At 46.6% G+C, this 26,989-nt stretch carries 25 protein-coding genes and 1 riboswitch; of the genes, 10 read left to right on the forward strand and 15 right to left on the reverse strand.

What is annotated here, in order from left to right:
* Positions 1 to 10: 10 nt before the first annotated feature.
* The 5 genes from thiQ to mpl form a co-directional block, all read right to left on the reverse strand.
* The gene (gene thiQ / locus EX191_RS14335) at positions 11 to 715 is read right to left on the reverse strand and encodes a thiamine ABC transporter ATP-binding protein (protein ID WP_182033097.1); all 705 of its coding nucleotides are present in this window, start codon (positions 713 to 715) and stop codon (positions 11 to 13) included.
* The gene (gene thiP / locus EX191_RS14340; RefSeq protein ID WP_193447944.1) at positions 715 to 2,301 is read right to left on the reverse strand and encodes a thiamine/thiamine pyrophosphate ABC transporter permease ThiP; all 1,587 of its coding nucleotides are present in this window, start codon (positions 2,299 to 2,301) and stop codon (positions 715 to 717) included. The genes thiQ and thiP overlap by 1 nt, the downstream gene beginning before the upstream one ends.
* Positions 2,302 to 2,342: 41 nt before the next feature.
* On the reverse strand, positions 2,343 to 3,335 hold the full coding sequence (thiB, locus tag EX191_RS14345) for a thiamine ABC transporter substrate binding subunit (protein WP_193447945.1): 993 nt from the start codon (positions 3,333 to 3,335) through the stop codon (positions 2,343 to 2,345).
* A 71-nt stretch (positions 3,336 to 3,406) separates the two neighbouring features.
* Positions 3,407 to 3,543: riboswitch (TPP riboswitch) on the reverse strand.
* A gap of 37 nt (positions 3,544 to 3,580) precedes the next feature.
* The gene (locus tag EX191_RS14350) at positions 3,581 to 4,216 is read right to left on the reverse strand and encodes a flavin prenyltransferase UbiX (protein WP_006742964.1); all 636 of its coding nucleotides are present in this window, start codon (positions 4,214 to 4,216) and stop codon (positions 3,581 to 3,583) included.
* A gap of 4 nt (positions 4,217 to 4,220) precedes the next feature.
* Positions 4,221 to 5,579: a UDP-N-acetylmuramate:L-alanyl-gamma-D-glutamyl-meso-diaminopimelate ligase gene (gene mpl / locus EX191_RS14355; protein WP_124007403.1), complete on the reverse strand. Its 1,359-nt coding sequence runs from the start codon at positions 5,577 to 5,579 to the stop codon at positions 4,221 to 4,223.
* A gap of 312 nt (positions 5,580 to 5,891) precedes the next feature.
* Between mpl and fbp the strand changes: the two genes are divergently transcribed.
* On the forward strand, positions 5,892 to 6,908 hold the full coding sequence (gene fbp, locus EX191_RS14360; protein ID WP_005392321.1) for a class 1 fructose-bisphosphatase: 1,017 nt from the start codon (positions 5,892 to 5,894) through the stop codon (positions 6,906 to 6,908).
* A 127-nt stretch (positions 6,909 to 7,035) separates the two neighbouring features.
* Positions 7,036 to 7,566, forward strand: a complete 531-nt coding sequence (gene ppa / locus EX191_RS14365) for an inorganic diphosphatase (RefSeq protein ID WP_012841160.1) — start codon at positions 7,036 to 7,038, stop codon at positions 7,564 to 7,566.
* A gap of 74 nt (positions 7,567 to 7,640) precedes the next feature.
* Here the strand turns inward: ppa and EX191_RS14370 are convergent, their stop codons facing one another.
* Genes EX191_RS14370 through tamA form a run of 4 tightly spaced genes read right to left on the reverse strand, consistent with a single transcriptional unit; the run spans position 7,641 to position 13,919 of the window.
* The gene (locus EX191_RS14370; RefSeq protein ID WP_193447946.1) at positions 7,641 to 8,003 is read right to left on the reverse strand and encodes a DUF2799 domain-containing protein; all 363 of its coding nucleotides are present in this window, start codon (positions 8,001 to 8,003) and stop codon (positions 7,641 to 7,643) included.
* Positions 8,004 to 8,052: 49 nt separating this feature from the next.
* Positions 8,053 to 8,400, reverse strand: a complete 348-nt coding sequence (locus EX191_RS14375; RefSeq protein WP_193447947.1) for a gamma-glutamylcyclotransferase family protein — start codon at positions 8,398 to 8,400, stop codon at positions 8,053 to 8,055.
* A 45-nt stretch (positions 8,401 to 8,445) separates the two neighbouring features.
* On the reverse strand, positions 8,446 to 12,210 hold the full coding sequence (gene tamB / locus EX191_RS14380) for an autotransporter assembly complex protein TamB (protein WP_193447948.1): 3,765 nt from the start codon (positions 12,208 to 12,210) through the stop codon (positions 8,446 to 8,448).
* Positions 12,207 to 13,919 carry an autotransporter assembly complex protein TamA gene (gene tamA / locus EX191_RS14385; RefSeq protein ID WP_193447949.1) on the reverse strand — a complete coding sequence of 571 codons (1,713 nt, stop codon included), beginning with the start codon at positions 13,917 to 13,919 and terminating at the stop codon, positions 12,207 to 12,209. Before tamA ends, tamB begins: the two co-directional genes overlap by 4 nt.
* Before the next feature lie 167 nt (positions 13,920 to 14,086).
* On the opposite strand from tamA, the gene msrA reads away from it, so the two are divergent.
* The gene (gene msrA / locus EX191_RS14390; protein ID WP_005392333.1) at positions 14,087 to 14,725 is read left to right on the forward strand and encodes a peptide-methionine (S)-S-oxide reductase MsrA; all 639 of its coding nucleotides are present in this window, start codon (positions 14,087 to 14,089) and stop codon (positions 14,723 to 14,725) included.
* 86 nt (positions 14,726 to 14,811) lie between these two features.
* On the opposite strand, the gene EX191_RS14395 is transcribed toward msrA, so the two are convergent.
* On the reverse strand, positions 14,812 to 15,012 hold the full coding sequence (locus EX191_RS14395; protein WP_193447950.1) for a DUF1107 domain-containing protein: 201 nt from the start codon (positions 15,010 to 15,012) through the stop codon (positions 14,812 to 14,814).
* 214 nt (positions 15,013 to 15,226) lie between these two features.
* On the opposite strand from EX191_RS14395, the gene EX191_RS14400 reads away from it, so the two are divergent.
* The 7 genes from EX191_RS14400 (at position 15,227) to EX191_RS14430 (ending at position 20,866) form a co-directional block, all read left to right on the forward strand.
* Positions 15,227 to 15,778, forward strand: a complete 552-nt coding sequence (locus tag EX191_RS14400; RefSeq protein ID WP_005392336.1) for a YtfJ family protein — start codon at positions 15,227 to 15,229, stop codon at positions 15,776 to 15,778.
* Between the two features lie 224 nt (positions 15,779 to 16,002).
* The gene (locus EX191_RS14405) at positions 16,003 to 16,302 is read left to right on the forward strand and encodes a DUF2607 family protein (RefSeq protein ID WP_005392338.1); all 300 of its coding nucleotides are present in this window, start codon (positions 16,003 to 16,005) and stop codon (positions 16,300 to 16,302) included.
* A gap of 134 nt (positions 16,303 to 16,436) precedes the next feature.
* The gene (gene zrgA, locus EX191_RS14410; RefSeq protein WP_124007397.1) at positions 16,437 to 17,102 is read left to right on the forward strand and encodes a zinc uptake protein ZrgA; all 666 of its coding nucleotides are present in this window, start codon (positions 16,437 to 16,439) and stop codon (positions 17,100 to 17,102) included.
* A gap of 52 nt (positions 17,103 to 17,154) precedes the next feature.
* Positions 17,155 to 17,883, forward strand: coding sequence for an ABC transporter ATP-binding protein (locus tag EX191_RS14415; protein WP_065644943.1), 729 nt, complete (start codon positions 17,155 to 17,157; stop codon positions 17,881 to 17,883).
* Complete coding sequence (locus EX191_RS14420; RefSeq protein ID WP_193447951.1) at positions 17,880 to 19,139, forward strand: ABC transporter permease; 1,260 nt, start codon at positions 17,880 to 17,882, stop codon at positions 19,137 to 19,139. Before EX191_RS14415 ends, EX191_RS14420 begins: the two co-directional genes overlap by 4 nt.
* A gap of 4 nt (positions 19,140 to 19,143) precedes the next feature.
* Positions 19,144 to 19,638, forward strand: coding sequence for a DUF3299 domain-containing protein (locus EX191_RS14425; RefSeq protein ID WP_012841166.1), 495 nt, complete (start codon positions 19,144 to 19,146; stop codon positions 19,636 to 19,638).
* A gap of 322 nt (positions 19,639 to 19,960) precedes the next feature.
* The gene (locus EX191_RS14430; RefSeq protein ID WP_006742971.1) at positions 19,961 to 20,866 is read left to right on the forward strand and encodes a TIGR03899 family protein; all 906 of its coding nucleotides are present in this window, start codon (positions 19,961 to 19,963) and stop codon (positions 20,864 to 20,866) included.
* A gap of 89 nt (positions 20,867 to 20,955) precedes the next feature.
* Here the strand turns inward: EX191_RS14430 and cysC are convergent, their stop codons facing one another.
* The 5 genes from cysC to cobA form a co-directional block, all read right to left on the reverse strand.
* Positions 20,956 to 21,573 (reverse strand): adenylyl-sulfate kinase, encoded by a 618-nt coding sequence (gene cysC, locus EX191_RS14435; RefSeq protein WP_005392350.1) that lies wholly within the window; start codon positions 21,571 to 21,573, stop codon positions 20,956 to 20,958.
* 24 nt (positions 21,574 to 21,597) lie between these two features.
* Positions 21,598 to 23,322, reverse strand: a complete 1,725-nt coding sequence (locus tag EX191_RS14440; RefSeq protein WP_005392351.1) for an SLC13 family permease — start codon at positions 23,320 to 23,322, stop codon at positions 21,598 to 21,600.
* Between the two features lie 252 nt (positions 23,323 to 23,574).
* Positions 23,575 to 25,005, reverse strand: coding sequence for a sulfate adenylyltransferase subunit CysN (gene cysN, locus EX191_RS14445; RefSeq protein WP_193447952.1), 1,431 nt, complete (start codon positions 25,003 to 25,005; stop codon positions 23,575 to 23,577).
* Positions 25,006 to 25,023: 18 nt separating this feature from the next.
* Positions 25,024 to 25,932 carry a sulfate adenylyltransferase subunit CysD gene (gene cysD, locus EX191_RS14450; RefSeq protein WP_005379592.1) on the reverse strand — a complete coding sequence of 303 codons (909 nt, stop codon included), beginning with the start codon at positions 25,930 to 25,932 and terminating at the stop codon, positions 25,024 to 25,026.
* Positions 25,933 to 25,991: 59 nt separating this feature from the next.
* Complete coding sequence (gene cobA, locus EX191_RS14455) at positions 25,992 to 26,867, reverse strand: uroporphyrinogen-III C-methyltransferase (protein WP_031780800.1); 876 nt, start codon at positions 26,865 to 26,867, stop codon at positions 25,992 to 25,994.
* Positions 26,868 to 26,989: the final 122 nt, after the last annotated feature.

The raw sequence follows: 26,989 nt of genomic DNA on the forward strand, positions 1-26,989 counted from the left end.
CCAATGAGCATTAGCGTGCGGCTCGGATAAATGCCGCAAGCTTCTCACTAACATGCTGTTCACTCAATGCAGACATACTATCCGCCGCTTCCACTTTGCCATCAGCCACAAACACAAAGTGGCTGGCAATGGCTTTGGCATCGCTTAAATGGTGCGTGACCATCAATACGGTTATTCCCCTCTCTGCCGCCAGTTTTTTTACCAAGCTCAGCATCTCTTCACGTAAAACCGGATCAAGCGCCGAGAAAGGCTCATCCAACAGCCACATGGGATGAGGCTGAACAAAACAACGCGCCAAGGCAACACGTTGACGCTGCCCTCCAGAAAGGTGCTCAGGCAAACGGTCGAGGTACTCTGCAACGCCAACTTGCTGCGCCGCTTGTTCAACCTGACGTTTTTGGTCTACCGTGAGCTTTAGCCCTGGGTGTAAACCTAAGCCAATGTTGTCACGCACCGACAAGTGAGAAAACAAGTTATGCTCTTGGAACAGCATGGAGAAAGGACGCTGATAAGGCTCTTTGTGCACAATAGACTCACCATCAACCCGAATGTCACCTTGGTCAGGATGGATAAACCCAGCCACCAACGCCAGCAAAGTCGATTTTCCAGCCCCACTTGGTCCCATCAGCGACACTATCTGACCTTGCTCAATCGTTAAGTCAAAACGAAACAGCTCACGTTGGTAGGTGTACTGCACATCATCCAACACTAACATTACGCTCTCTCCTTCGTTTTCAATACTTTCTCAATCAAGGCAAAACAGCCCACACTCAACAACAATAGGGTCACCGATACCACCGCAGCTGCGTCCATCTGATAACTGCCAAGAAACTGGAACAAATACAGAGGTAAGGTACGAAACTCTTGTCCACCAAACAGTGCGATGGCACTTAAATCCCCTATTGCAAACATAAAGCTAATCGCAAACGCATGTGCAAACGGCTTGCGTAGCGCCTGCCACTCCACCACTTTAAATCGTTGCCAACCACGCATGCCTAAGCTGGCACACAGATACTGGTATTGCTGCTCGATGTGCAGCATTGGCTGTGCCAGCGTTTTGATCACGTAAGGCAAAGCCATCAAACCATTTACCAAAATCACAACAAAAAACGCCAAGCTAAAAACATCGGTAAATGATCGCAACAGCAAGAATAATCCGGTGCTAATCACCAAACCTGGCGTCACCAAAATAATGGTGCCGATTAACTCAATCTGATCGGCTCGCGTGTTTTTGTACTGCAACCGCCAACGGCGACTGGTCAATAGTATGGACACCCCTGCAGCGACCGCAAGCGCACTGGCTAACCCTGCCACTTTGAGTGAGTTAGATAACGCAGACCAAAAACGTTCATCGGTTAACACCGTCCAAACTTGTTGGTTGATGCCACTCAGTAACACCATCAATAACGGTGGTATCACCAGTAAAAAGGCACCTATGATCCAAAAGCTATCCCAAGCTTTTGACCACCCATGATCCTTCGTTAAATATTGCTGTACCGATGTGCTGCCAGCACTGATAGAAACAGGCTTTGTTAACTTCTGCACTCCAATGGCAAGCAGTCCACATAACAGCATCTGCCACAGCGCCAATAACGCCCCAGCTTGTAAATCAAAATCAAACTTAATCGCTTGGTAAATTGCCAATTCAATGGTGGTGGATTTTGGCCCGCCCCCCAATGCCATTACAGTGGCGAAACTGGTGAAGCACAGCATAAATACCAAACCACAAACGTGGGGAAGTTGCTGTCTTAAACGCGGCCATTCCACCCAACGAAACTTATTCCAATGGTTCATACCTAAATGCGCACACAGCTTATGTTGCTCGGCAGGAATAGATTCTAATGCTTGCAGAAGCAATCGCGCCGCGTAAGGTAAATTAAAGAACACATGGGCGAGTAAAATTCCGTTCAAACCGTAAATAGAAAATGGCAGTTTAGTATCGAAACTTTGCAACCACTGCGCTAACAAACCGCTGTTGCCATAAATCGCTAACAGCCCGAAAACACCAACCAAAACAGGCAAAACTAGCGTCGATGCAAACAGCTTAAGCAGTAATGACTTACCCCAAAATTGGCGACGTGAAAGCGCGTGCGCAACTGGGATGGCAAAGCCAACACTGAGCAATGTGGAAAGAAAAGCTTGGTAGAAGCTGAACTTGGTGACATGTTGATAATACGGGTCGTCCCATACCACAGACACATCAAGTGAAGGGGCTTGAACAATCAAAGCACCTAGGGCAGAAACAACAAAGGCCGCGATGATCATCGCGACCCCTAAACCTATTTTTGGAACAGAATTCAAAGGTAAAACCTATCTCATTCAGATGAGGGGTGGAACGTCAGCTAAAACGTCAGTGCGCTTTGCCATTCGCGAATCCAAGACTTACGCATTTTTGCCACTTCATCAGCACTAAAGCTCAACGACTTGTTTGGAACGCTCAAGGTTTCAAAACCTTTAGGTAACTCAACGTCTGTAACAGGGTACATCCAGTTACCCGTTGGCATCGCTGACTGGAACTCATCACTTAAAATGAAATTCATAAATTGATCAGCAAGTTCTGAATTTTTTGCCCCTTTCACTTTAGCGGCGACTTCAACTTGCATGTAGTGACCTTCAGCAAAATTCGCCGTCGCAAACTTTGAATCGTTTTCCGCAATTAAGTGGTACGCAGGTGACGTAGTGTAAGAAAGCACTAAGTCCGACTCGCCGTTAAGGAACATGGAATACGCTTCTGACCAACCTTTCGTGACCGTTACGGTTTTGCTCGCTAGCTTCTGCCACGCTTGCGTCACATCGTCGCCATAGATGGATTTCATCCACAGCATCAAGCCTTGGCCAGGCGTTGACGTACGCGGATCTTGATAAATCACTTTCAAATCGTCGCGCGTATCCACCAGCTCTTTCATGCTTTTCGGCGGATTAGCAAGTTTCTCTGTGTTGTACACAAACGCGAAGTAGCCGTAATCGTACGGTACAAACGTCGTGTCACTCCAACCATTTGGTAACACTGTGTTAGCCGTATCCACATTGTGCTCGGTAAGCAGGCCGGTTTTCTTCGCTTCGGCCATCAGGTTGTTATCCAAACCTAACACGATGTCGGCTTTGCTATTACCGCCTTCGAGACGAAGACGATTCAGGATCGACACACCATCGTCCAACGCCACGAAGTTAACGTCACAGCCACATTTTGCTTCAAAAGCTTGCTCGATTTTAGGACCTGGTCCCCAATCTGCGGCAAAAGAATCGTAGGTATAAATAGTTAATGGGTTTTCAGCAGCAAACGCTGAAGTTGAAGTAATTGCAGCTAAGGCAATCAGACTTGAAGTGGTTTTCACTGCTCGCTCTCCATGAGTATTTCAGAGAAATAAGTTGAGCGGCACAGGGTTGAGGCGGCTATTAAGGACTTCCAATATCCAGACTCAATTCCTACGCCAGCATTATCTGGTTCAGGTAATACGGGTCCCTAGTAAAGCACTTAGGTCTCAGCGCCCAAATGCATTGATTGACTCAATGCTAAATGGGTTTGCTCCCCGATGAGTTGGATGGATTGTAAAGGTATTTGAGTGGTTACACAATCAGCTCACGAACGCTGGTCATAACCCCAACGAGGCACTAAACCTTGCTCAATACCTAAGTGGTCGAGAATTCTCGCCACCATAAAATCCACTAAGTCTTCAATGCTCTTTGGCTGATGGTAGAAACCCGGAGCCGCTGGCATGATGGTCACGCCCATTTGCGATAGCTTGTGCATGTTCTCCAGATGCAGCGTTGAAAATGGTGTTTCGCGAACGACGAGCAACAACTGCCCACGCTCTTTCATCACCACGTCAGCGGCGCGCTCAATCAAGTTATCCGACATACCATGCGCGATCGCCGCAACACTTCCTGCTGAACATGGGCAAACCACCATTTGCTTGGGTGCCGCAGAGCCAGACGCTACCGGTGAGAACCAGTCATCTTTACCACAAACGGTGATGTTATTTGGGTCACAGTTGAGGTGTTCCACCAACGCTTGCTTTGCGGCTTCTGGCCCACTTGGCAGCTTAAGGTTGTGTTCGGTTGCCATCACGACACGAGCCGCCGAAGAGATCAGAACGTAGACATGATAATCCGCCGCGACTAAACATTCTAAAAGGCGCAGACCATAAGGCGCACCAGATGCTCCAGTTAACGCTAAAGTGATGGCTTTTTCTGCTTGCTGCTGTTTGTTTTGCATAAAATCAGGCTTTTTGTTTAAGTTGCTCGAGGATCTTGCCGTGAATACCGCCAAAGCCACCATTACTCATCACGAGGATTTGGTCACCTGGCTGCGCACGTTCAACGATTTTCGCTACAAAGTTATCGATGTCAGCGTCAACAAAAGCAGGTTGCTGACATTGTTCCGCGATATCTTGCACCGACCATTCGATGTTGTCTGGTTGGAATAAGAACACTTCATCTGCGCTGTGTAGCGAATCCGCGAGTGTGTTTTTGTGCACGCCGCGCTTCATAGTGGCAGAACGAGGTTCCAACACGGCAAGAATGCGTTTTTCGCCTACCTTGTTACGCAAACCACCGACGGTGAGTTCAATTGCCGTTGGGTGATGCGCAAAATCATCGTAAACCGTCACACCTTGCTCTTCACCTTTTAACTCAAGACGGCGCTTGGTGTTAATGAAACGGCCCAGAGCCTGACACGCAAGCTCCGGCGTTACGCCAACGTGTCGCGCCGCGGCAATCGCCATTAACGCATTATCAACGTTATGATCACCCACCAAATCCCATTCGACGGTACCGACCTTCTCGCCTTGTAGAGCAACTTCAAATTTTGAGCCATCGACCACTAATTTGTGCGCCTGCCAGTCGCCATCAACACCTGAAAACTGCTTTTCTGTCCAGCAACCACGCTCTAATACATCCGCCAAAGCTTGGTCTTGCTTCGGAGCTAAGATTAAGCCATTGCCGGGAACCGTTCGCACTAAATGATGGAATTGGCGCTTGATCGCCTCTAGATCATCGAAGATGTCAGCATGATCAAACTCAAGGTTGTTCATGATTAAGGTTCGAGGATGGTAGTGCACAAACTTAGAACGCTTATCGAAAAAAGCACTGTCATATTCGTCCGCTTCAACGACAAAAAACATGCTTTCACCCAAACGAGCAGAGACTCCAAAGTTACCAAGTACTCCACCAACTAGGAAACCAGGTTGATAACCGCAGTCTTCGAGTATCCAAGCCAGCATGCTCGACGTGGTCGTTTTACCGTGTGTACCCGATACCGCCAATACCCAGCGATCGTGCAGCAAAAACTCGTTGAGCCACTGCGGACCAGAGGTGTAGCGCATGTTGGTATTGAGCACATGTTCAACACATGGGTTACCACGGCTCATGGCATTACCGATCACCACAAGGTCTGGTTGAGGGTCGAGTTGAGACGGGTCGAAGCCTTCAATAATTTCAATACCTTGAGACTCAAGCAACGTGCTCATCGGTGGGTAAACGTTGGCATCAGAACCAGTGACTTTATGCCCTAATTGGCGCGCTAAAATCGCAGCGCCGCCCATAAATGTGCCACAGATACCCAAGATATGAATGTGCATAAACTAAACCTTGTAATGCGTTCTTTAATGCTTTCATTATCGCGATCACAACCAGAAAAGCGAGAGACTTTAGCCTTCTTCTTGCAGTCCCTTTCACAAATATGACAAGGTTGAACACAGACTGTACAACCTCTTGCTTACTGATGAATCCCTCAAACAAGTCTACAAATAAATTGAGATCTCAAACAGTTACTTCATTACCATTAAAAAGATCTGCGACTTAAACTTACATCCAGCGCAATCGTTTAACATCCATAAAGAGATGCTCACTTGCGCACTACCCCCAATGAAATGAAAATGTAAGGATTAACCATGTCAGGACTGCGCACCCTAGGCGAGTTCATTGTCGAAAAACAAGCGGATTTCCCCCACGCTAGCGGTGATCTATCATCCCTTTTAGCCTCCATTCGTTTAGCTGCGAAAATCGTTAACCGCGAAATCAACGCAGCGGGTCTCGGTGATATCACTGGTGCTGTAGGCACGGAAAATGTCCAAGGTGAAGACCAGCAAAAGCTCGATGTTTACGCGAACGATAAGTTCAAAGCCGCGCTTGAAGCTCGTGACCAAGTGTGTGGCGTTGCCAGTGAGGAAGAAGACGAAGCGGTTGCTTTCAACAAAGAGCTCAACCAAAACGCCAAATATGTGGTACTGATGGACCCACTTGATGGTTCTTCTAACATCGATGTGAACGTCTCTGTCGGTACTATCTTCTCTATTTATCGCCGTGTTTCACCTATTGGCACACCAGCGACAGAAGAAGATTTCCTTCAGCCTGGTCATAAGCAAGTTGCCGCTGGTTACGTGATTTACGGTTCATCAACCATGTTGGTTTACACCACGGGTAACGGCGTAAACGGCTTTACTTACGACCCATCTATCGGCAGCTTCTGCCTTTCTCATGAAAACATGATGATTCCAGAAGAAGGCAAGATTTATTCGATCAACGAAGGTAACTACATTCGCTTCCCTCAAGGGGTGAAGAAGTACATCAAGTACTGCCAAGAGAATGTGCCAGAAGACGGTCGTCCATACACTTCTCGCTACATTGGCTCATTGGTTGCTGATTTCCACCGCAACTTACTGAAAGGTGGTATCTACCTTTACCCTAGTACGCAAAGCCATCCTCAGGGCAAACTGCGTCTACTTTATGAATGTAACCCAATGGCATTCTTAATTGAGCAAGCGGGCGGTATTGCATCAGACGGCGTCAATCGCATCATGGATATCAAACCAACCGAATTGCACCAACGTGTGCCTTTCTTTGTTGGTTCTAAGAACATGGTTCGCAAAGTTGAAGAGTTCCTTGAACTGCACCGCGACGAAGAATAATTTCAGACCTTTGTCCAACGCGGCAGGTGTTTACCTGCCGCGTTTTTGTCGCTAAAGTGAAACGCGAATTTATCATCAGATGAAGCCGCTTCTGTGTGACTCATCGTTAATGAAAAGGAATATTCTAATGAGCTTAAACCATGTGCCAGCAGGCAAGTCGCTGCCTGAAGACATCTATGTTGTGATCGAAATTCCTGCAAATGCAGATCCAATCAAGTACGAAGTAGATAAAGACTCTGGTGCGGTATTTGTCGACCGTTTCATGTCTGCACCAATGTTCTACCCATGTAACTATGGCTACGTGAACAATACGCTGTCTCTTGATGGCGACCCAGTCGACGTACTGGTACCAACACCATACCCACTCATGCCAGGTTCAGTGATTCGCTGCCGTCCTGTTGGCGTTTTGAAGATGACGGATGAGTCAGGTGAAGACGCAAAAGTGTTTGCGGTTCCACACACCAAAATCTCGAAAGAGTACGATCATATCCAAGATGTGGACGATATCCCAGAACTACTGAAAGCGCAGATCACGCAATTCTTTGAGCGTTACAAAGAGCTTGAAGCGGGCAAATGGGTGAAAGTGGATGGTTGGGCAGATGTTGCTGCCGCTAAAGCTGAGATCCTAGAATCTTACGAGCGCGCTCAGAAAAAATAAGCATCACGGCTGATACAAAATTAAAAAGAGCTGCTTTAGGGCAGCTCTTTTGCTTTTCATCTTGTGTAAGTCAACTAGATAGGCGCGCCTGCAGAAGACATTCGGCCGGCGTCATAGTCATGCTGAAAGAAAGGGTCTAGGTCATCACAAATACCAAAATACGGACGCCCGATAACACCAAGCATATACGCGCTTTGTTCACAATACTCTTGCTTCCCTTGCTGATAACCCGTTTGATAGGCCATGATCAGTTCAGGCGTAGCATGATTAGTACCATCCAGTGCAGTGATGCGATCTTCAGATAAAACTCTTAATCCATCTAAGGCAGACTGCTTACCAAACGCTTGCCAGTCGGTAACATTACTCGAGGTCGGCAGGGTTGTTTGCGCGCATGCGGCAAGAATCAACGCCATTGATCCAATTACGAATACCTTCATCATGACTCCTTAGTGACCAGCTCGTCGCTATTGATAATGTCAGTATAGCTCACACCTTTTGACACCAATCTCCGGAAGCGATTTCTTCGGTCAGTTGTTCAGTATCTTGATACAAGTAGATCCAAGCTTGGCCAAACGGCGTGAAGATACTCTCTCGACGATACTCTACTGGCACATCTTCCAACTTATCTAGCTCGGATAAGGTTTCATCATCAATCAGATACACTTCACCTTGTATCGAGCGCTGCCCGACAGACAACGCGGGATAAGGACCTAAGTCATACAGTGCGAACTGAGCATCCGTTTCATGCTGACCAAGAAACTGGGCCGAGCTCAGAAAGTGATGATTACACTCTCCTTCACGCAAGGTCCCATATACAAAAACTAAATGCTGCATAACCACTCCTTAGTCATGAACTTTATGTACGCAGGTGAACAAGCTCTAATCGAACTCAAATTGATAGAGTAGGTCAACCGCACTATCTACACCAGAAACCGCCTCTAAATACAGATCTTGCATCAATCGATAACGCACTGTGAACTCGCCTAGTGAGTTAAAGATGCCGACGCCGTATTTCACCTGTAATCCCGGCAGAATGTAACCACTGACGGTCACTTGAGAATCATCGCCCGACCCCGCTGTATCCAATTGTAAATCTTGAACCCCAAAGGCTTCGCCGATTTCACCAACCACGCGTCCACTCTTTGCCAAACTTAGGCCGATCAACGTGGTCGTCATAGCATTGCCTCCCGCTTCGCCATCAATGTCTTGACCGCGAAGTAGGTAAGAGAGCGCATTCGCTTGAGGCATCGCTGGCTCAGAGAATATCTCCACATTTGGATCCGATGCTGGTCCTGTTACACGCACACCAGCAATCACGTCATCTTGGGTATTATCTGGATTTCGAATCGCCTTAATAGAAACGTACGGCTGATCTGCCGGGCCATTCATTAAGATCTTACCTTCTTCAATCACCAAATCCTGACCAAAAGAGCGGTAAGAACCGTCGACGATATTAACCTCACCAACGATGAACGGACCTTTATCTTTCTGTGTCACATTGAGGTTACCTTTCAGGCCACCTTTCAAGCCAAAGGCGGCCAGTTGGAAGTCATCACCGATCTTAATGTTGATATCCGTTTCAACATCAAATGGCATTGGCTCGATATCACTCACAGGCTGTAAATTCTGGTCCAAAATCACGGTGTCGCTTGAAACACCAACCGCACTTGGTGGCAGCTCTTCAACCACAACTCGTCCCCAAGGCAGATTAATATTACCTTCGACCTTAGCAAGCTGCGGTGTGACATCAATAGTCATGTCCGGCTCAACTTTGATTTTTACCATTGGTGGAAGATCCACCTGAAGCTCTTTCGCAAATACGCGCGCTTTGGCATGCCAATTTTGTAGATCCTGCCAATCGGCCTCACCGGTCACTTCCAACTCACCATCTGGCGTCATGATACCCGCATCAAGATCCGCTTGGTGACCTTTAAAGTTGATCGCGACCTGACCGGAGTTAATGTCTATCGGCGTGACTTCACCTTGTAGCTTCATTTGATCAATCAAGAACTGACCGTTGACTTTAGGGTGCATAACATCACCAGATATCGCCAAATCAGTATTCATGTTCGCTTTGAATAGGCTGTACTCACCTATCAACGGCGCTAAGAAATCCAGATGGAATGTCGATAGCGAGACCTTACCGTCAATCTCAGGCTGCTCAGACGTTACATCGACCAAAGAAACCTGACCAGATAAGTCACCGTTGTCTCTCACATCAAATAACCACTCAGCATCTAACTTGTCTTTTGCCAGCGCCGCTTTAAAGCTAAAGCTTTCCCAACCAAGTGTTATCGGCTGCTCTAGTGCTTGCTCTACTTGACCTTTAGGCATATCAACGTTCACCGTGACTTCCGGTTTCATCTCTGGTGCCCATTTTGCTGTCGCTTGCGCGTTGACCGACCCTTGCAATTTCGTCTCTGGCGGCAGGAACTGCTTGATTTGTTCAAAGTCAAAGTCGTTCACAGCTAACTTGGCTTCGCCACTTTGACCAACACTAATATCTTCGGTCAAACAAACACTCGAATTGGCTTGCAGCCAACAATGTGCTTGAACATCAGCGATTTGTTTATCAATGTTGACTTTAACCGCCGTCGATTTCTGCAACGTCCAAGGTCCCTGCGGCGTGCTCAAAGTAAGACGACGCAATGCACCATCCCAGATCATTTGCGGCTTCTGTATGAATGAGCCTTCAATTTCTAAGCTGGTTGATACAATGTCAGACACCACATCTAGCGTCAGTTGGTGCAGTTTTTCATCCCCAGAAACTTCAAGGTCTGCACTATCAACTTTAATGTCGTCGTAGGTAATGTTGTTAGCAATGAGGCTTAAGTTCGCTTTCGGTGCTGGCAGAGGCGTCACATCCCCCTTCAAAGTTATGTTTTCAACGTTCGCTTGCTGCTGCCAGTTCACTTGATTTAGCGCTAGTTCTAATTTGATGTCAGGCTCTTTCAAGCTACCACGCAGCGCAACATTGCCCTGCATCTTACCCGCAAGCTCCGGAACACTTTTCGCAAAATCGGGGAAGTTAACCTCAACATCCATTAATATCTGCTTATCAATCTTACCCTTGGCACTCAATTGGTTAGGGCCATGAGAAAGCGCTAAACCTTGCGTGGTAAGCTGAATATCTTCACCTTTGCCATTCTTATCAGACGCTTCCAGTTGGCCTTCCACATTCAGCGGATAACCGCGCAAAATGCCATCGATATCTAACTTAGGTAAACTGACTTGCCAACCGCCTTGTTCAGTTAAAGAACCTGAAGTCGAGAGGCTGCCACTGATATCGCCTTCCGCTTCTTCCCATTGAAGCTCTGGTTGAATATGTTGCAAATTAAGGTCAGCTTGCCAGTTGATTGGCGCAGCCCAATTCGCCATCACCTGACCGGATAGCTCACCGCCCAATGTTTTGACTACCAGGCTTTCAAGATCGATTTGCTCTAATGTGCCTTTGCCGTTTAGTGCAACATCTACAGCAGGAATATCTTTACCCGAAGCTTGTGTTTCTAGTGCCACGGTGTATCCGTCCAGGGAACCTTTTGCAGATAAACTTGGTACCGATACTTGATAATCACTTTGACCGATTAACGGCCATTGCGCTTGCACATTTTTGATTGCAACATCAAAGGGTAACTGCACTTTCAGAGGCTGAAGTTCACCTTTGATCTCCGCTTCGACTAGTTCAGATAAGGTCGCAGTGAGAGAAAGGTCTCCCACCGTGCCAGCAGCTGACAGCGACAGCTTTTGTCCCTTCGCATCCGCTTGCTTCACCAGCGCATCGAGCTGTGCTTTGAGAGGATAGTCAGCAGAAAGCGTTACTTGCGTGCTTAACTTACCTTCCACTTCAGGCATATCGAGCTCTAATGTTTTCACATCAACACGGTCGCCCCCCGCTTTCGCTACAACACCAAGGTGGTGAACGATCACCGGCTTCTCACCTGCAAGCTTGAAGTTATGAATATCGAGGCGTCGTGCTTCCACAGTGAGTGGAATCCACACCTCGGGTAACACAATATCTTGCGGCGGAGCGTCAGCGTCTTTCGGCTCGTCTGTGGCCGCTTCAGGTTCAGCTTCACATGGAGCCAATGCAACATTGATGTCTTTTAATGCCGTCGGCGCAATCACTAAACGATCGCCTTGCATAGAAAGCCCGGTAGAGAAATCTTGCCAGTCTATTTGGTTGCCTAAAATGTTTAAGTTAATGTCATCAAAACTGACCTTATTAACAAAAATAGGGACTGGTGTACTGACTGTACGTAATGGTGGTGTCTCCTCTGGCTCTTCGCCTGCCGGAGGGAGCTCTGGCATCTGAAAGTTAACACCTTGCAGGGTTAGCTCATCGACACAGACTTTAGGATCAAAGAAACAACGGAAGTTAACCGCTAACGCTAAACGATCGACTTTTGCGTCGATGTTCAAAGATTCGTCGACAAAACTGACGTTCTGTAGCTCAAAACGAGGAAATAATGAACCCTGAACTTGCTCTATCTGTAGTTGCGGTAAAGCCTTTTCTGCTCCCCACAACGCGAGCTTAAGACCAGGGTGAGTAAATAGCACTGTCGCAACAAAAATGATGAGCAACAGCAATAGACCAATCAAACTTAGCGACAGCCATTTGGTCCACCTAAACATCATTTTGATCATAACTCAGGCCCCAATGAGAAGTGGATGCGGAACTCTCTTTCTGGTTTTTCATCCAGTCCCCACGCAAAATCAAAGCTAACCGGTCCAACCGGAGACGCCCAACGGATACCCACACCAGCACCCGATTTCCATTCAGGTGTTTCGTTAAATGCATCACCAATATCGTAGAAGGTGGCTGCCCACCAGTTTCCATACACGCGATATTGATACTCTAATGTGCTGCTGACGATGTATTTACCACCCGTCAAGGCGCCACTTTCATCCACAGGTGAAATAGACTCGTATCCATAACCACGAATGTTGTTATCACCACCAGCGAAGAAACGCAGAGAAGGCGAAAGCTTTTCAAATTCCTCAGTGATGTTCGCACCACCTTCTAAACGGAACAAACCACGATGATTATCACCGATCCCGCGGATCCAAGATGATCGCCCTAATAGGCGCAATACTCGCGTTTCTGACAGCAAAGCAGGATCACCATATTCGATCGTTACACTTTGCTTATCCCCCCACATTGGCATGTTGCCACCACGGACACGAGTTCGTGAAAAAGTGGCTCCGGGTAACACAAATTGCACCCCATCATCTTGCAGACCTTGAGAGAAGTTTTCGTACAAGTGACGAACATAAATGGTTTTATGCCAGCCGCCATCGGTTAGCCAATGTCGCTCAACTGCTAGGTTGGATTCCAAACTCTCCGTATCTCGGTTATCAAGGTGCTTTAAACCAAATTGCAGTTGGTAGTATTCACGCAATACATCATCAAGCGGGATTTTGTAGCCTGCCGTGATCGTCTGTTCTGGCTTTGATAGTGATAACGCCGTATTAAAGCTGTGGCCACGTGAACTAACCCATGGTTTTTTCCATTTTAACGTGCCACGCACACCAGTATCGGTCGAGTAACCAAGACCGGTTTCTATTTGGTTTTTTGACGCTGGCGCGAGCGAGACCTTAATTGGCAATTCGCGTCCCTCATCCAATTTACTTAAATCAGGCTCCACAAAAACCGATGAAAACCAATCGGTATTAGACAGATTTTGGTTGTACTCCCCCACTTGCGAAACCAAGTAAGGTTCACCAATTTCAAAAGGTCGCATTGATTCAACACGGTTTTCCCAAATCTGACTGCCGGTAATGTTAATCGGACCAAAGTGATAACGAATACCACTGTCATAATGCAAACGCACATTCGCTTCATTGAAGTCAGGAATCACTTCAAGTTTGCTGAGCTTGTAATCACCATTAAAATAACCACGCTGCAACGCCAAGTTACGAATACCCGATTTCAGGCTATCGTATTCGCCTTGATTCAATACTTTGCCGACTTTAAGCGGTGAACGTTCAATAAGTTTGGCGAACTCTTCATCGTCTTTTGCTTCACCTGTGATCACCACATCCATGACTTTCACTTTCACAGGTAAACCCGGCTTGATGCTGACGATCAACTCATCATCCCCTTCCGGAATAGAGTATGAAATTTTTGCATGATAATACCCAAGCGCATTAAGAGCTTCAGTGATACTTTGATCTAATCTCGCTTGAAAGCGCAGAGAAGTGGAGTAGTCCTTCGCTGGAATGGACGACAGGTACGCACTGACATTCTCTTCTAAAGCGCCATCGATGCCTTTTAAAGTCAAAGAAACATCGGCATAGGCACCATGAGAAAAGGCAAACAGGCCAACAATGGTGAGGATAGCTTTTTTTATCATGCTTTTTTGGCTGAATGAGGTTAAGTAAACGTAAATAATGATAACGCCAATTAAAGTCTAAGTCTGTAATATTAATAGGTTTAACGCGGTCTATGTCATCACAGCATCAGATACAGACGAAATGAAAAAGTTCGCAAATTTAAGACACGTATTGAAGGACAAATACCATGCTCAACAAACAAACATTGATCAGTATAGAAGATGCCTTGCCAGGTAGAGATCAACCGATGCAGGTTGAAGATCATCATTTTGTAAATAAATCTAACTTAAAGGCACCATTGGAGCCGCATCAACAACAAATTCTGCTGGGAATGGGCTGCTTTTGGGGTGCTGAGCGCGTATTTTGGCAACTGGATGGGGTTATCTCCACTTCGGTTGGCTACGCCGGTGGATATACACCCAATCCTACTTATGAAGAGGTGTGTACGGGTAAAACAGGCCATACAGAGGTAGTACGAGTCGTCTTCGATGAACGCGTGATTTCCTTAGAAAAACTACTGGCCGTTTTTTGGGAGAAACATGACCCAACCCAGGGGATGCGTCAAGGTAACGATTTGGGCACACAATACCGTTCGGCTATTTACACTTATTCCGCGAAGCAGCAAGAGAGCGCAGAAAAATCGAAGCTCTTGTATCAACAAGCACTGCAAGAGGAACTACGCGCGAATATCACCACTGAGATACAGCCAGCGGGCCCGTATTATTTTGCCGAAACTTACCACCAGCAATACCTGGCTAAAAACCCTGACGGTTACTGCGGTATCGGTGGCACAGGTGTTTGCTTTCCACCCAGCTTACAAAGTTAGTTCCTACGACTAACTCAAACCAAAAAGAGCGACCGAGTAGGTCGCTCTTTTTTGAAATCGAAAACTAAATTCAAGCCAACGGGCTCTTAAATAGACAACGAAGCAATCACTTGGTTGACTTCTTTAAAGATGGTGAGTCTTTTCTGATCGTTGACGTCAGGGAGCAAAACTTTGCCATTGTCGAACTGAAAACATCCAACCCCAGCAATAAAGAATTGACCTTTGAACAACGTTTTAACGAAACGTGCCACTTGTAATGGTCGGTATACAGCAAACTCACGTAGCATAACTCACCTCAATTCCTTTGAGAAAACACGGATTGCTTATTTATCCTCTGCAATCTTGATGCGCAATCTGCGACGAGGTTCATTTTAGCAAATCCTAAATATAACGCAATATTACACCACCCCATACGTTAAATAAATGTTATCAACAGTTCTACAAATTTCCTAGATCTGGATATATACTGGAAAACTTCCAACTCGTACGGAATATAACAATATGAAAACTAAGACTCTCCTACCTCTACTATTGGCTATAACGCCAAGCTTTGCGTTTGCACACAACCTATCTGTCGGTGAGACCGTTCCTTCTGCCAAGGTCGCGGCTTATGGCGAGATTGTTTTGCAAGGTGAGGGCGTGGCATACCAACCATGGGCAACCCAGCATATGCAGGGTAAGGTTCGTGTTATTCAAGCAATCGCAGGTCGTAGCAGTTCAAAAGAAATGAACGCTCCTTTGATGTCAGCAATAACCGCCGCGCAATTCCCGCAAGAAAGCTACCAAACAACTACGATCATTAACCAAGATGATGCAATCTGGGGGACAGGTTCGTTCGTGAAATCTTCAGCCCAAGACAGCAAAAAAGAGTTTCCTTGGTCATCTATGGTTCTGGATGAAAATGGCGTAGTCGCCAACACTTGGGATCTTAAAGAAGAAAGCTCTGCCATTATTGTTCAAGACAAAACAGGCAAAGTGCTGTTTGTAAAAGAAGGCGCACTTGAGCAAGATGAAATTGCAAAGGTGATCGAGCTAATTAAACAGAACATCTAGTCTCGTTGCTTGGCTCCTTAATATCCGTAGTACGCAGTATAAGGAGCCATGCGACCAAACTTAAAGCTTGAGCCTAGTTTAACGCTCAGTGATTCCACCAAGGAGACTGTCTCAGATTCGGCGACATCGCATGTGTTGACGTAAATTTTCCCACTAGCCAACAAAAGAGTGAACTTTTACTCATTATGGGTGTTATATTATAACAGTCGGTAAGAGGAGCTCAGATGTACCACCACCAGCAAAAGATACGGAAGCATTGGCATCGCACTGTTTTATTTTTCAGTGTCGCGTTGCTGATCGCTTGGAACTTTGCGGTAATCCTTCATCAAGTTGATCTGACTCCCGAACACCACACACACCATCATTGCCAGCTATTTTCTGGGGTTCAGCACGGCATAGCCAAAGCTCAACCGACCCTATCGACGCCAACATTTACGCGCATCCAATACCATGATGTCTTTCAGCGCCTTGTTAATAGTGAAGACATTCGTGGTGCAGCTCGTGCCCCGCCTTATTTTGCTTAATTTCCAAACTATTCCACACTCAACATAATTTGTGCGTATTCCTGCACCTCACGTGTCAGCGAATCGCACCTTAGTAAATACAAATCTGATCCGGTATTGCTCGGGTTAGTGCCAGCAAAATTAGGAAACACAAAATGTCATCGAAACATGTTTTAGCGCTTGTCATTGGTCTCTCTTTATCGACAGCAGCAAATGCGGACGAATACCGCCAGCACGGTGCTCATGTGCATGGTCACGTCGAATTTAATATCGCCCAAGATGGAAAGGATCTGTTAGTGGAGATTACTGCTCCCGGTGCCGATGTGGTCGGTTTCGAGCATGCTCCAGAAAATGAACAACAAGAGCAAGCACTTAAACAAGCCATTGCCACCCTAGAAGACAGCAACACACTGTTTGCTATTAACGCGCAAGCCAATTGTGATATTGAAGAAGCTTACGTAAACCATAACCTCAGCAACCCTCATGAAGACCATGATCATAGCGAGCACGACCATGATGACCATGCAAATCACGATCATGAAGGGCACGAACACCATGATCACCACAATGAACATCATGATGAACATGAGCACCATGACGGTCACGATGCTCACCATGAGGAGCATGAAAATGGCGGACATGGTGAGTTTTCGGTGCAATATCGCTTCAGCTGTGACCAAGTTAACCAACTCAGTCACATTCAAACCGACTGGTTTAATCAATTTCCAACGACTGAGTCAATCAACGTCAATATATTCACTGACACCATGCAATCAGCCATCAAACTGAGCAAAGATAACTCCCAAATCGTAATCAAATAACACGAGTGGCGTGTAAGTACACACTTACACGCCAATGCTTTGGTGATTTAGTATGACTGAAATCATGTCAAACGTTGTTGAGCTAAATAATGCCCAGTTTGTCTGGCCCGGTTCAACACACGCAACCATTCATATTCCACAGTTACATATTGCCCAAGGTGAGCACGTATTTATCAAAGGTCCCAGTGGCTGCGGTAAATCTACGATGCTTGCTCTACTAACTGGCATCAACACGTTAACATCAGGCGCTCTATCCGTACTGAATACTGACCTTGTTAGTTTAAGTGCAAGTCAAAGAGACAAATTTCGCGCCGATCACATTGGCTATATCTTTCAGCAGTTCAATTTATTGCCTTATTTAAACGTACTTGAAAACGTACTACTGCCTTGCCAATTCAGTCAAACACGACGTGGCCGCGCTCATTCAAGAGTGCCATCTCAAACGTTAGAAGAGCAAGCTCAAGCTCTGCTTGAAAGACTCCACCTACCCAGCGAGCTTCATGCGCGTCCGGTATCGGAACTGAGCATTGGCCAACAACAACGTGTTGCGGCTGCACGAGCACTCATTGGGTATCCGGGGTTAGTGATTGCTGACGAGCCAACCTCCGCTTTAGACCATGATAACCGTAAAGCGTTTATTGAACTCCTGATGGAGCAAACGAATCAAGCCAACGCTACGCTGATCTTCGTCAGTCACGATCCAACGCTTGAGCCCTTATTTGACCGCACACTTAACCTACCAGATATTAACCAAGCATCTAACCTAGGAGCCGCATCATGAGCGCTGTTGCAAAGCTCGCGTGGAAGAGCTTAATCAATCGTAAGGCGACGGCAATATTAACCATCATGACAGTCGCGATTTCTGTCATACTCCTTTTAGGAGTAGAACGCATTCGTACTCAGGCAAAAGATAGCTTCGCCAATACAATTTCAGGCACCGACCTCATCATTGGTGGCCGTTCTGGACAAGTGAACTTGCTGCTCTACTCTGTATTTCGCATTGGCAATGCCACCAACAACATTGACTGGAAGAGCTACCAAGAGTTTGCCAATCATCGAGCAGTAGATTGGGCGATTCCAATCTCACTTGGCGACTCGCACAAAGGGTTCCGAGTCATGGGAACCAACCACAGCTATTTTGAACACTATAAATTCGGAAGTAAGCAATCACTAACCTTTTCAGAAGGCCTAGAATTCAATGGTTTATTTGAAACCGTGCTCGGTTCTGATGTCGCAAAACAGCTGGGGTATCACGTCGGTAGTGAAATCATCATTGCCCACGGCATTAGTGATGTAGGCTTTAGCCGACATGACAACCTACCATTCAAAGTTGTCGGTATTCTTGCGCCCACTGGCACGCCAGTCGACAAAACCGTTCATGTCTCGCTAGAAGCTATCGAAGCGATTCACGTCGGATGGGAAAGCGGTGCACGTTTAGGCCCAACACCCAAAGCACAAGATCTCAAAAACAGAGACTTTCAGCCCAAGCAAATTACCGCGATGCTGGTCGGTTTGAAATCTCGTATTCAGACTTTCGCCCTACAAAGGCAAATCAACACTTATCCCAAAGAACCGCTTAGCGCGATTATGCCCGGGATTGCGTTGCATGAACTGTGGGGGATGATGTCTGTTGCCGAGCAAGCCTTAATGGCAGTGTCTGGTTTTGTGGTGATTGCAGGATTACTCGGCATGCTAAGCAGCTTATTAACCAGCTTGCAGGAGCGCCGCCGTGAAATGGCGATTTTGCGCGCTATGGGAGCAAGACCTCGTCATGTTTTCTCATTGTTGATCAGCGAAGCCAGTCTACTTACTGCTGTCGGAATTGTGACCGGACTGGCAGGGCTGTATGCCATTCTCGCCATCGTGCAACCCATCATTCAACAGCATTATGGAATACATCTGACTTTAAGCCTCTTATCGCCCTATGAATGGATGCTATTAGGTTTCGTACAATGCGCTGGAATTGTAATTGGTGTCATCCCGGCTTTTCGCGCCTACCGACAGTCACTAAGTGACGGAATGACAATAAGGATTTAATAAAATGTGGAGAAAAATACTCGCAAGTTGCTTGCTGATCGTCTCATTTATAGCACCAGTACTCGCAAGCGAGGAGCCATTAACGCTCGACTGGATTGATCTAGTACCTGAGAAAGAACGCAAACTGTTCGACAGCGTGGGCATGCCAGCTTCTGATCACAGTGGCGGCGCAGCGCAACAGTCTAAAATTGGTAACGTTCGACCAGAGCTAAATGGAAGCCAAGTTAAAATCCCGGGCTTTGTCATCCCGCTTGAAGGTGACGCGAATACCGTCACCGAGTTTTTGTTGGTGCCATACTTTGGAGCTTGTATCCACGTACCACCACCGCCACCAAACCAAATCATTTACGTGAAGTTTCCCAAAGGCGCACCCGTTCAAGAACTGTGGGATGTCATATATGTGGTTGGAGAGTTGAAAACCGAGACGATAAGCCACGAGCTGGCTGAAACGGCTTACGTTATTGAGGGATCGAAAATAGAAGCCTACGACGATATGTAGTTTAAGTCGTTGACATGCATCGGTACACCTAAGGCGTCACATCGGCGCCTTTTTTAGTTCTGTGTTACACGATATAACGAGACAAATACGCTAATACGCCAACATAAATAACCAAAAGAAACGCTATCGACAGGTGCTTTTTGAGTTTACCTGCTTCTGAGAACTTCATTGTCCCTCCAAAATAACGATAACAATTTTAACAACTCATTATCATTTTGGGTAGCCCTATTCGTTCAAAAACTGAGAACTCCTATCTGGTCGCCTGGTTAGATAAGGTGTAAATTTAAACAAGCGAACAGCGCAGTTCTTGGTAGGAAAATTAATGGCAGAACCGACAAAGCAACCTGTTGTCATCGAACATCAGTCAAACGCACAAAAAAATACGCAACAAGAAAAGAAGCAGGGCTACATCAAAGACAGTGCCAGCAAGGTAAAAACCATTGCCCAAATACACGGTCTTGATGCCTTACTACAAACCGATCCACCAGCCAAATCCGCGCTTGAAAGAGCCCAACTGCGTGAACAGAGACGCCAAGAACAGCGACAAAAAAACCTAGAGCAGATTTTAAAGCTAGCACACAGTTCATGCCGAGATGAAACTGCCGGAGAGCCTGACCAAGACTGGTTGTATCGTTTTTTTGAAATGGCTCAAGACATCCATAACAGCGCGATGCAAAAGTTATGGGCTCAAGTGATGAAGCGTGAAGTGACAAACCCAGGCTCGACGTCTATGAAAGCGCTCAAAGTCCTCAAAGATATGTCACCAAAAGAAGCGCAAACTCTGCAAAGAGCCGCCTCTCTGGCGTGCAGTTTTGGAGGGGATCACAGTCGCAAGCTGTTGATTGGTTATAAAGCGCAAGGAGGAATATTTAGCTTCGGCAAACGAGACATCGCCAACAGCTTAAACATGGGAAGTTTTCAGTTGCCCTATTCAAGTTTGTTGCTGTTGATTGAACTAGGGTTACTGCATAGTACCGAGCTTGAATCTGGCGAAATTGGTATCGAGACGCCATTGATCCTCACCTACCAAGGTAAAAACTTGTCGCTGAACGTGAACAGCAAAGGCGTCCGCCTTTTATATTACCGCTTCACGCCAACAGGCAATGAACTCTGTACCTTGCTCGGTAACAAACCACATGCCGACTACTACGACCAAATGCTTGCGCTTTTAAATCATAGATTTAGTGTCCATAGTGACGCTAAAAGTACGGTTCATCATACCGTGTAGGCAGTTTGAGAAGCATTTGACCACCCATGATCCAAATGCTTCTTAAGCCGCTCAATGAGCTTGAGGTCACCAATGATCCAAATGCTTATTTATCGGATCACTGCACGCGACTTAAGCGCTTCCAAGCACAAGTCCACCAGCTCATCGACGCTTTTTTCGCCCGCTGGTAAATCGACTTCCGGATTCTTCGGTGCTTGATATTCAGAATCAATACCAGTGAAGTTAGGAATTTCTCCCGCACGTGCTTTGCGGTACAAACCTTTAGGATCGCGACCTTCGCAGACTTCTAGAGATGCATTGACGAACACTTCGATAAACTCACCTTCTGGCAATAAGTCGCGCACTAGCTGTCGCTCTGCGCGATGCGGTGAAATGAACGCCGATAACACAATTAAGCCTGCATCCGCCATCAGTTTAGCCAGTTCACCAATACGACGAATGTTCTCGCGACGATCCTGTTCAGAAAAGCCCAAATCGCTACACAAGCCATGTCGCACATTGTCACCATCCAATAAATAGGTGTGGTAACCCAATGCTGCAAGGCGATTTTCCAACGCCCCCGCTACGGTTGATTTACCCGCTCCAGATAAGCCAGTAAACCACAATACGGCAGGTTTTTGCTTCTTTAATTCAGCACGAAACTGTTTATCGACCGAATGCTGGTGCCAAACAATATTTTCATCTTTTACCGTCGTTTCGGCAGTCATAACGTATCCTTGTAAATATCGGAATTAAAACGGGAAGAAGACCGGAATCAAAGTAAGTACTAATACAGAGTACACAATCGAAATCGGCACACCAATTCTCACATAGTCGGTCAATTTATAATTTCCTACGCTGTACACCAGTAAGTTGGTTTGATAACCGTAGGGAGAAATAAAGCTCGCACTGGCGCCAAACAAGACCGCCATAATGAATGGCATCGGATCAACGCCATAACCGACCGCCATGCTATAGCCAATAGGAAAAGAAAGCGCAGCCGCGGCATTATTCGTCACCAGTTCAGTAAGAACTAATGTCATAATGTAAGTTGCGACCAAGGCTCCAAACACGCCCCAGCCATTGAACGCTTCAATAAACATCGCTCCCATTCTCTCTGACAAGCCGGAAGAGATCATCAATTGAGCGATGGACAAAGCAGAGCCGACAATCACGACGATATCGATCGGAAAACGGCGGCGCAGTTCTGATATCTGTACAATACCAAACGCGATAAGTGCAATAAGATACGCGGCAAGGCCTTTAATAATCGGTACTAGTTCTAATAGCGCACACCCAATTACGGCAGCAAAACCCAGTAGCACGATGGAGGATTTATTCGTATCAAGCCGAGCGCTAGAGTCCAAATCATGCACTAAAACAAACTCTTTACGATGAGCTCGGCGTTCAGACTCAAAACGCTTCCCCGGAACCAGAACTAACGTGTCACCTGGCGCTAAGGTAATGCTACCCAAACCGCCCTCTAAGCGCTCATGGCCACGACGAATAGCGACAACAACGGCATCAAAGCGGTCACGGAATCGGCTCTCTTTAAGTGTTTTATAGCAAAACGTCGCGGATGAGCTCACCACAACTTCAATAAAATTTTGCCCATTCAAGTGCTGCTGACCAAAAAGCTTGAGGCCCGGAATTTCTTGCAGAGTCGCGACGCTCTCAACATCACCACAAAACAACAAACGGTCTTTCGCATTGAGTACGAAATCCGGTCCTACAGAGGAAACCGTCACGCCATCTCGTACAACCTCCGCAAGAAACAGTTTGCGCAGCGCACGTAAATTATTCTCGCTGACCGTGCGCCCAACTAACGGTGAACCAGGCTCTACGCGAGACTCAAGAAAGTACGGTAAATCTTCTTGGCTTTGATCATCATAGTTAGGCAGTAAGTAACTGAGCGGGATAAGAATCAGCATTCCTCCCACCAACACCGCCAAGCCAATCATCGTGGGTGTAAAAAAGCTCAGGCTCGGCAAACCGGCATCTTCAACAAAGCTGTTGATGATTAAGTTAGTCGACGTACCTATCAAAGTTAATGTGCCACCAAAAATAGCCGCGTAAGACAGCGGGATGAGTAATTTCGAAGGCGCATGCTGCTGATTACGCTTAATCGCCCCAATCAATGAGACAACCACGGCGGTATTATTCGTGAATGAAGAGAGCAAGGCCGTTGATACACCGAGCTTAGCGATCACACTGCCTAACTGGCCTTCAGAAATACTACGGCTCACCCAACTGATCAGTAACGTTTTTTCTAAAGCACACGATGCAAGAATCAACAGAACCAGAGTCAATAACGAAGAGTTGGTAAAGTTGGATGCGATCGTGGCTGAATCCATCATTCCCGCCATAAATGCAATAAAAGCGGCACCCGCAAAGACATAACTAGGCTTAATTTTCGTGACAAGCAAACAAGTGATAATGCCAAGCAAAATCGCTAATACAAACCCTTGTTCCCACATAGCCTTTCCTTACCAAATCGCCCAAAGGGCACAACAACGGCTCATTTATCCGTGAGACACCAGACAAACGAGTAAACAGACCAAAATCAGCGCAAGCGAAAAGAACATCAGAATGCTCGGTTTTCTTGGGCTTCACCGAAGCATTCTGGTATTAGGAGAATAACCTAACTGCATTTCGCAACTCAGTTAGGCAACGACGCCCCAAGCACAACAACAGACAGAATCAGAGCTTATCGTGCTCGGGCGCGCCAATTACTTTTTCAGCAATTGGCTAACGTCTTTTGCTTCCCAGTGTGGGAAGTGTTTACGCACAAGTGCATTCAGCTCAACTTCAAACGCAGAGATGTCCGTCAAATCGCGCTCAACCACCGCGAGGCTTTCTTTGACCATGCCTGCACCAACCGTCACATTCGTCAGACGATCGATAATGATGAAGCCGCCGGTATCAGCACAATCTTGGTAATTGTCCAGCGCAACTGACTCATTGAGAGACCATTCACACAAGCCAATACCATTCAATGGCAGCTCTGCCGCACTATGAGTCGATAGGTTGTTGATATCATATTGGTAACGAATCGCTTCAACATGGCCCACAGTTTTCTTACCCGCGATTTTGATGTCGTAGTCACGGCCCGGTTGCAGAGGTTGCTCTGTCATCCATACCACATCGGCAAGCAAGTGGTTTGTGGTTTCCACTTGAGCATTGTCTAGGACAATCAAATCGCCACGGCTAATATCGATCTCATCGCTTAGCGTCAGAGTGACCGCCACCCCAGCACGAGCTTCCTCAATATCACCATCAAACGTAACAATGCGTGCCACGGTTGACGTTTTCCCCGATGGCAATGCTTTGATGGCATCACCGACTTTGATCGAACCTGAAGAAATCGTCCCCGCAAAACCACGGAAATCGAGGTTAGGACGGTTAACGTATTGCACAGGGAAGCGGAACTCACCCGCACCTTTTTCTTGATCCACATCGACCGTTTCAAGAAGTTCAAGCAATGACGGGCCTTTAAACCAGCTTAGGTTTTGCCCTTTATCCACCACATTGTCACCTTCAAGCGCCGAAATCGGGATGATTTGAATATCAATATCCCCGGTTAGATTCTCAGAAAACTTAAGATACTCATCGCGGATTTCTTCAAAGCGCTCTTGCGAGTAATCCACTAAATCCATCTTGTTGATCGCCACAACAAAGTGTTTCAAACCCAGTAGGTTGGAAATAAAAGAGTGACGACGAGTTTGATCAAGAATGCCTTTACGTGCATCAACTAAGATCACCGCTAAGTCACACGTCGATGCGCCTGTTGCCATATTGCGCGTGTACTGCTCGTGCCCAGGAGTATCGGCGATGATGAACTTACGTTTCTGCGTCGAAAAATAGCGGTAAGCCACATCAATTGTGATCCCCTGCTCGCGCTCAGCTTGTAAGCCATCGACCAACAACGCAAGGTCAGGCTTTTCACCCGTGGTGCCCACACGTTGGCTGTCTGAGTGCACTGCCGCTAGCTGATCTTCATAAATTTGTTTTGAGTCATGGAGTAAGCGACCGATGAGTGTACTTTTACCGTCATCTACCGAGCCACAAGTCAAGAATCTAAGTAACGACTTGTACTGGTGTTGTGTTAAATAGCCTTCGATACCAAGCTCGGCTAATTGAGCTTCAACTGCACTGTTCATTATCTTTCCTTAGATCCTTTAGAAGTAACCTTGACGTTTCTTAAGCTCCATCGATCCTGACTGATCGTGGTCGATCGCTCGACCTTGGCGCTCACTCGACGTTGCCACCAGCATCTCTTCGATAATGCCGGTCAAAGTGTTCGCTTCAGACTCGATAGCCCCAGTTAATGGATAACAACCAAGAGTACGGAAACGCACACTCTTCTCTTCGATCACTTCACCCGGTTGAAGCTCCATACGATCATCATCAACCATGATCAGCATGCCATCGCGTTCAACAACTGGGCGTTTGTCCGCGAGGTAAAGCGGCACGATCTCGATGTTTTCTAAATAGATGTATTGCCAGATATCAAGCTCAGTCCAGTTAGACAGTGGGAATACACGAATGCTCTCACCCTTATTAACCTGGCCGTTGTACGTCTTCCACAGCTCAGGACGCTGGTTTTTAGGGTCCCATGTATGGTTCTTATCGCGGAATGAATACACGCGCTCTTTTGCGCGTGATTTCTCTTCGTCGCGGCGCGCACCACCAAAGGCCGCATCAAAACCGTACTTGTTCAGCGCTTGTTTTAAGCCTTGAGTCTTCATGATGTCAGTGTGCTTAGAAGAACCATGAACAAACGGACTGCAGCCCATGGCTAGACCTTCTGGGTTCTTATGTACCAAAAGCTCAAAGCCGTATTTGGCAGCGGTGCGATCGCGAAACTCAATCATCTCGCGAAATTTCCAGTCGGTATCGACATGCAAAAGTGGGAATGGAATTTTGCCCGGGTAAAACGCTTTACGCGCTAGGTGCAGCATCACTGATGAGTCTTTACCAATCGAATACATCATGACTGGGTTATCAAACTCAGCCGCAACTTCGCGGATAATATGGATACTCTCCGCTTCGAGTTGTTTAAGGTGAGTTAAACGTTGTTGGTCCATGTTTTGTATTTCCTTTTTAAGCTTGAAGGCGCATTACGTCTCTAATCTTTGGTCTGAAATTATATGGAGTTGGCAATAGCACTTTTGTTGAATTCAGTACTAGACAAAAACCAGTCTAACTTTTGAGACAGTCGCACTACCTCTCCGACAACAATCAAAGATGGCGATTGTGCTTCCTTAGATAAATCAGAGAGTTGGGATAGTTCTCCCGTAAATACTTTTTGTTGAATCTGCGTGCCACGCTCAATAATGGCAATCGGAGTCGACGCTGAACGACCATGCTTAATGAGTTGATTCTGAATATAGTGTGATTTCATCAGCCCCATGTAGATCACTAAAGTCTGATTCCCACGAGCCAACGTTGACCAATCCATCTCATCGCTTTCTTCTTTCAAGTGGCCGGTCACAAAGATGGCCGATTGCGCGTAATCGCGATGAGTCAGTGGAATCCCAGCATAGGCCGTTGCGCCAGCTGCCGCGGTAATGCCAGGGACGACCTGAAAACGGACGCCTGCATCAGCAAGCACTTCCAGCTCTTCACCGCCACGACCGAATACAAATGGATCACCACCTTTAATGCGCACTACTTTGTAGCCCTGTTTGGCAAAATCCACCAAAAGCTGATTCGTCTTCTCCTGCGGCACACTGTGATGCCCAGCTCGCTTCCCAACGCACACTAAAATCGTATCGCTAGGGATCAATGCCATGATTTCTTCAGACACCAAGTAGTCGTACAAAACCACATCGGCTTGCTGCAAACAGTTCAGTGCTTTCACTGTCAAAAGTTCAGGATCACCCGGCCCCGCTCCCACTAAGGCGACTTCACCAGGCTGTAGCGATTGCTTTGCAAAACGAGTAACACCAGCTACTGGGTTGTCAGAAACTAACCGGGGCTTTGGTTTAGGAAAAGAAGTGACTGAATCGTTCGTTGCCATGTGCTTGCTCATCGTCCATTGATATCGTTATGCAAGCATTATGGCGGGGCGTTTATATTACCTGAAATTCTAAAATTTCATTTTTTATTCAAAAATCTGCTAAGAAGTTTTTGTTTGGTCTC

This window comes from Vibrio chemaguriensis (genome assembly GCF_012275705.1).
Lineage (GTDB): Bacteria > Pseudomonadota > Gammaproteobacteria > Enterobacterales > Vibrionaceae > Vibrio > Vibrio diabolicus.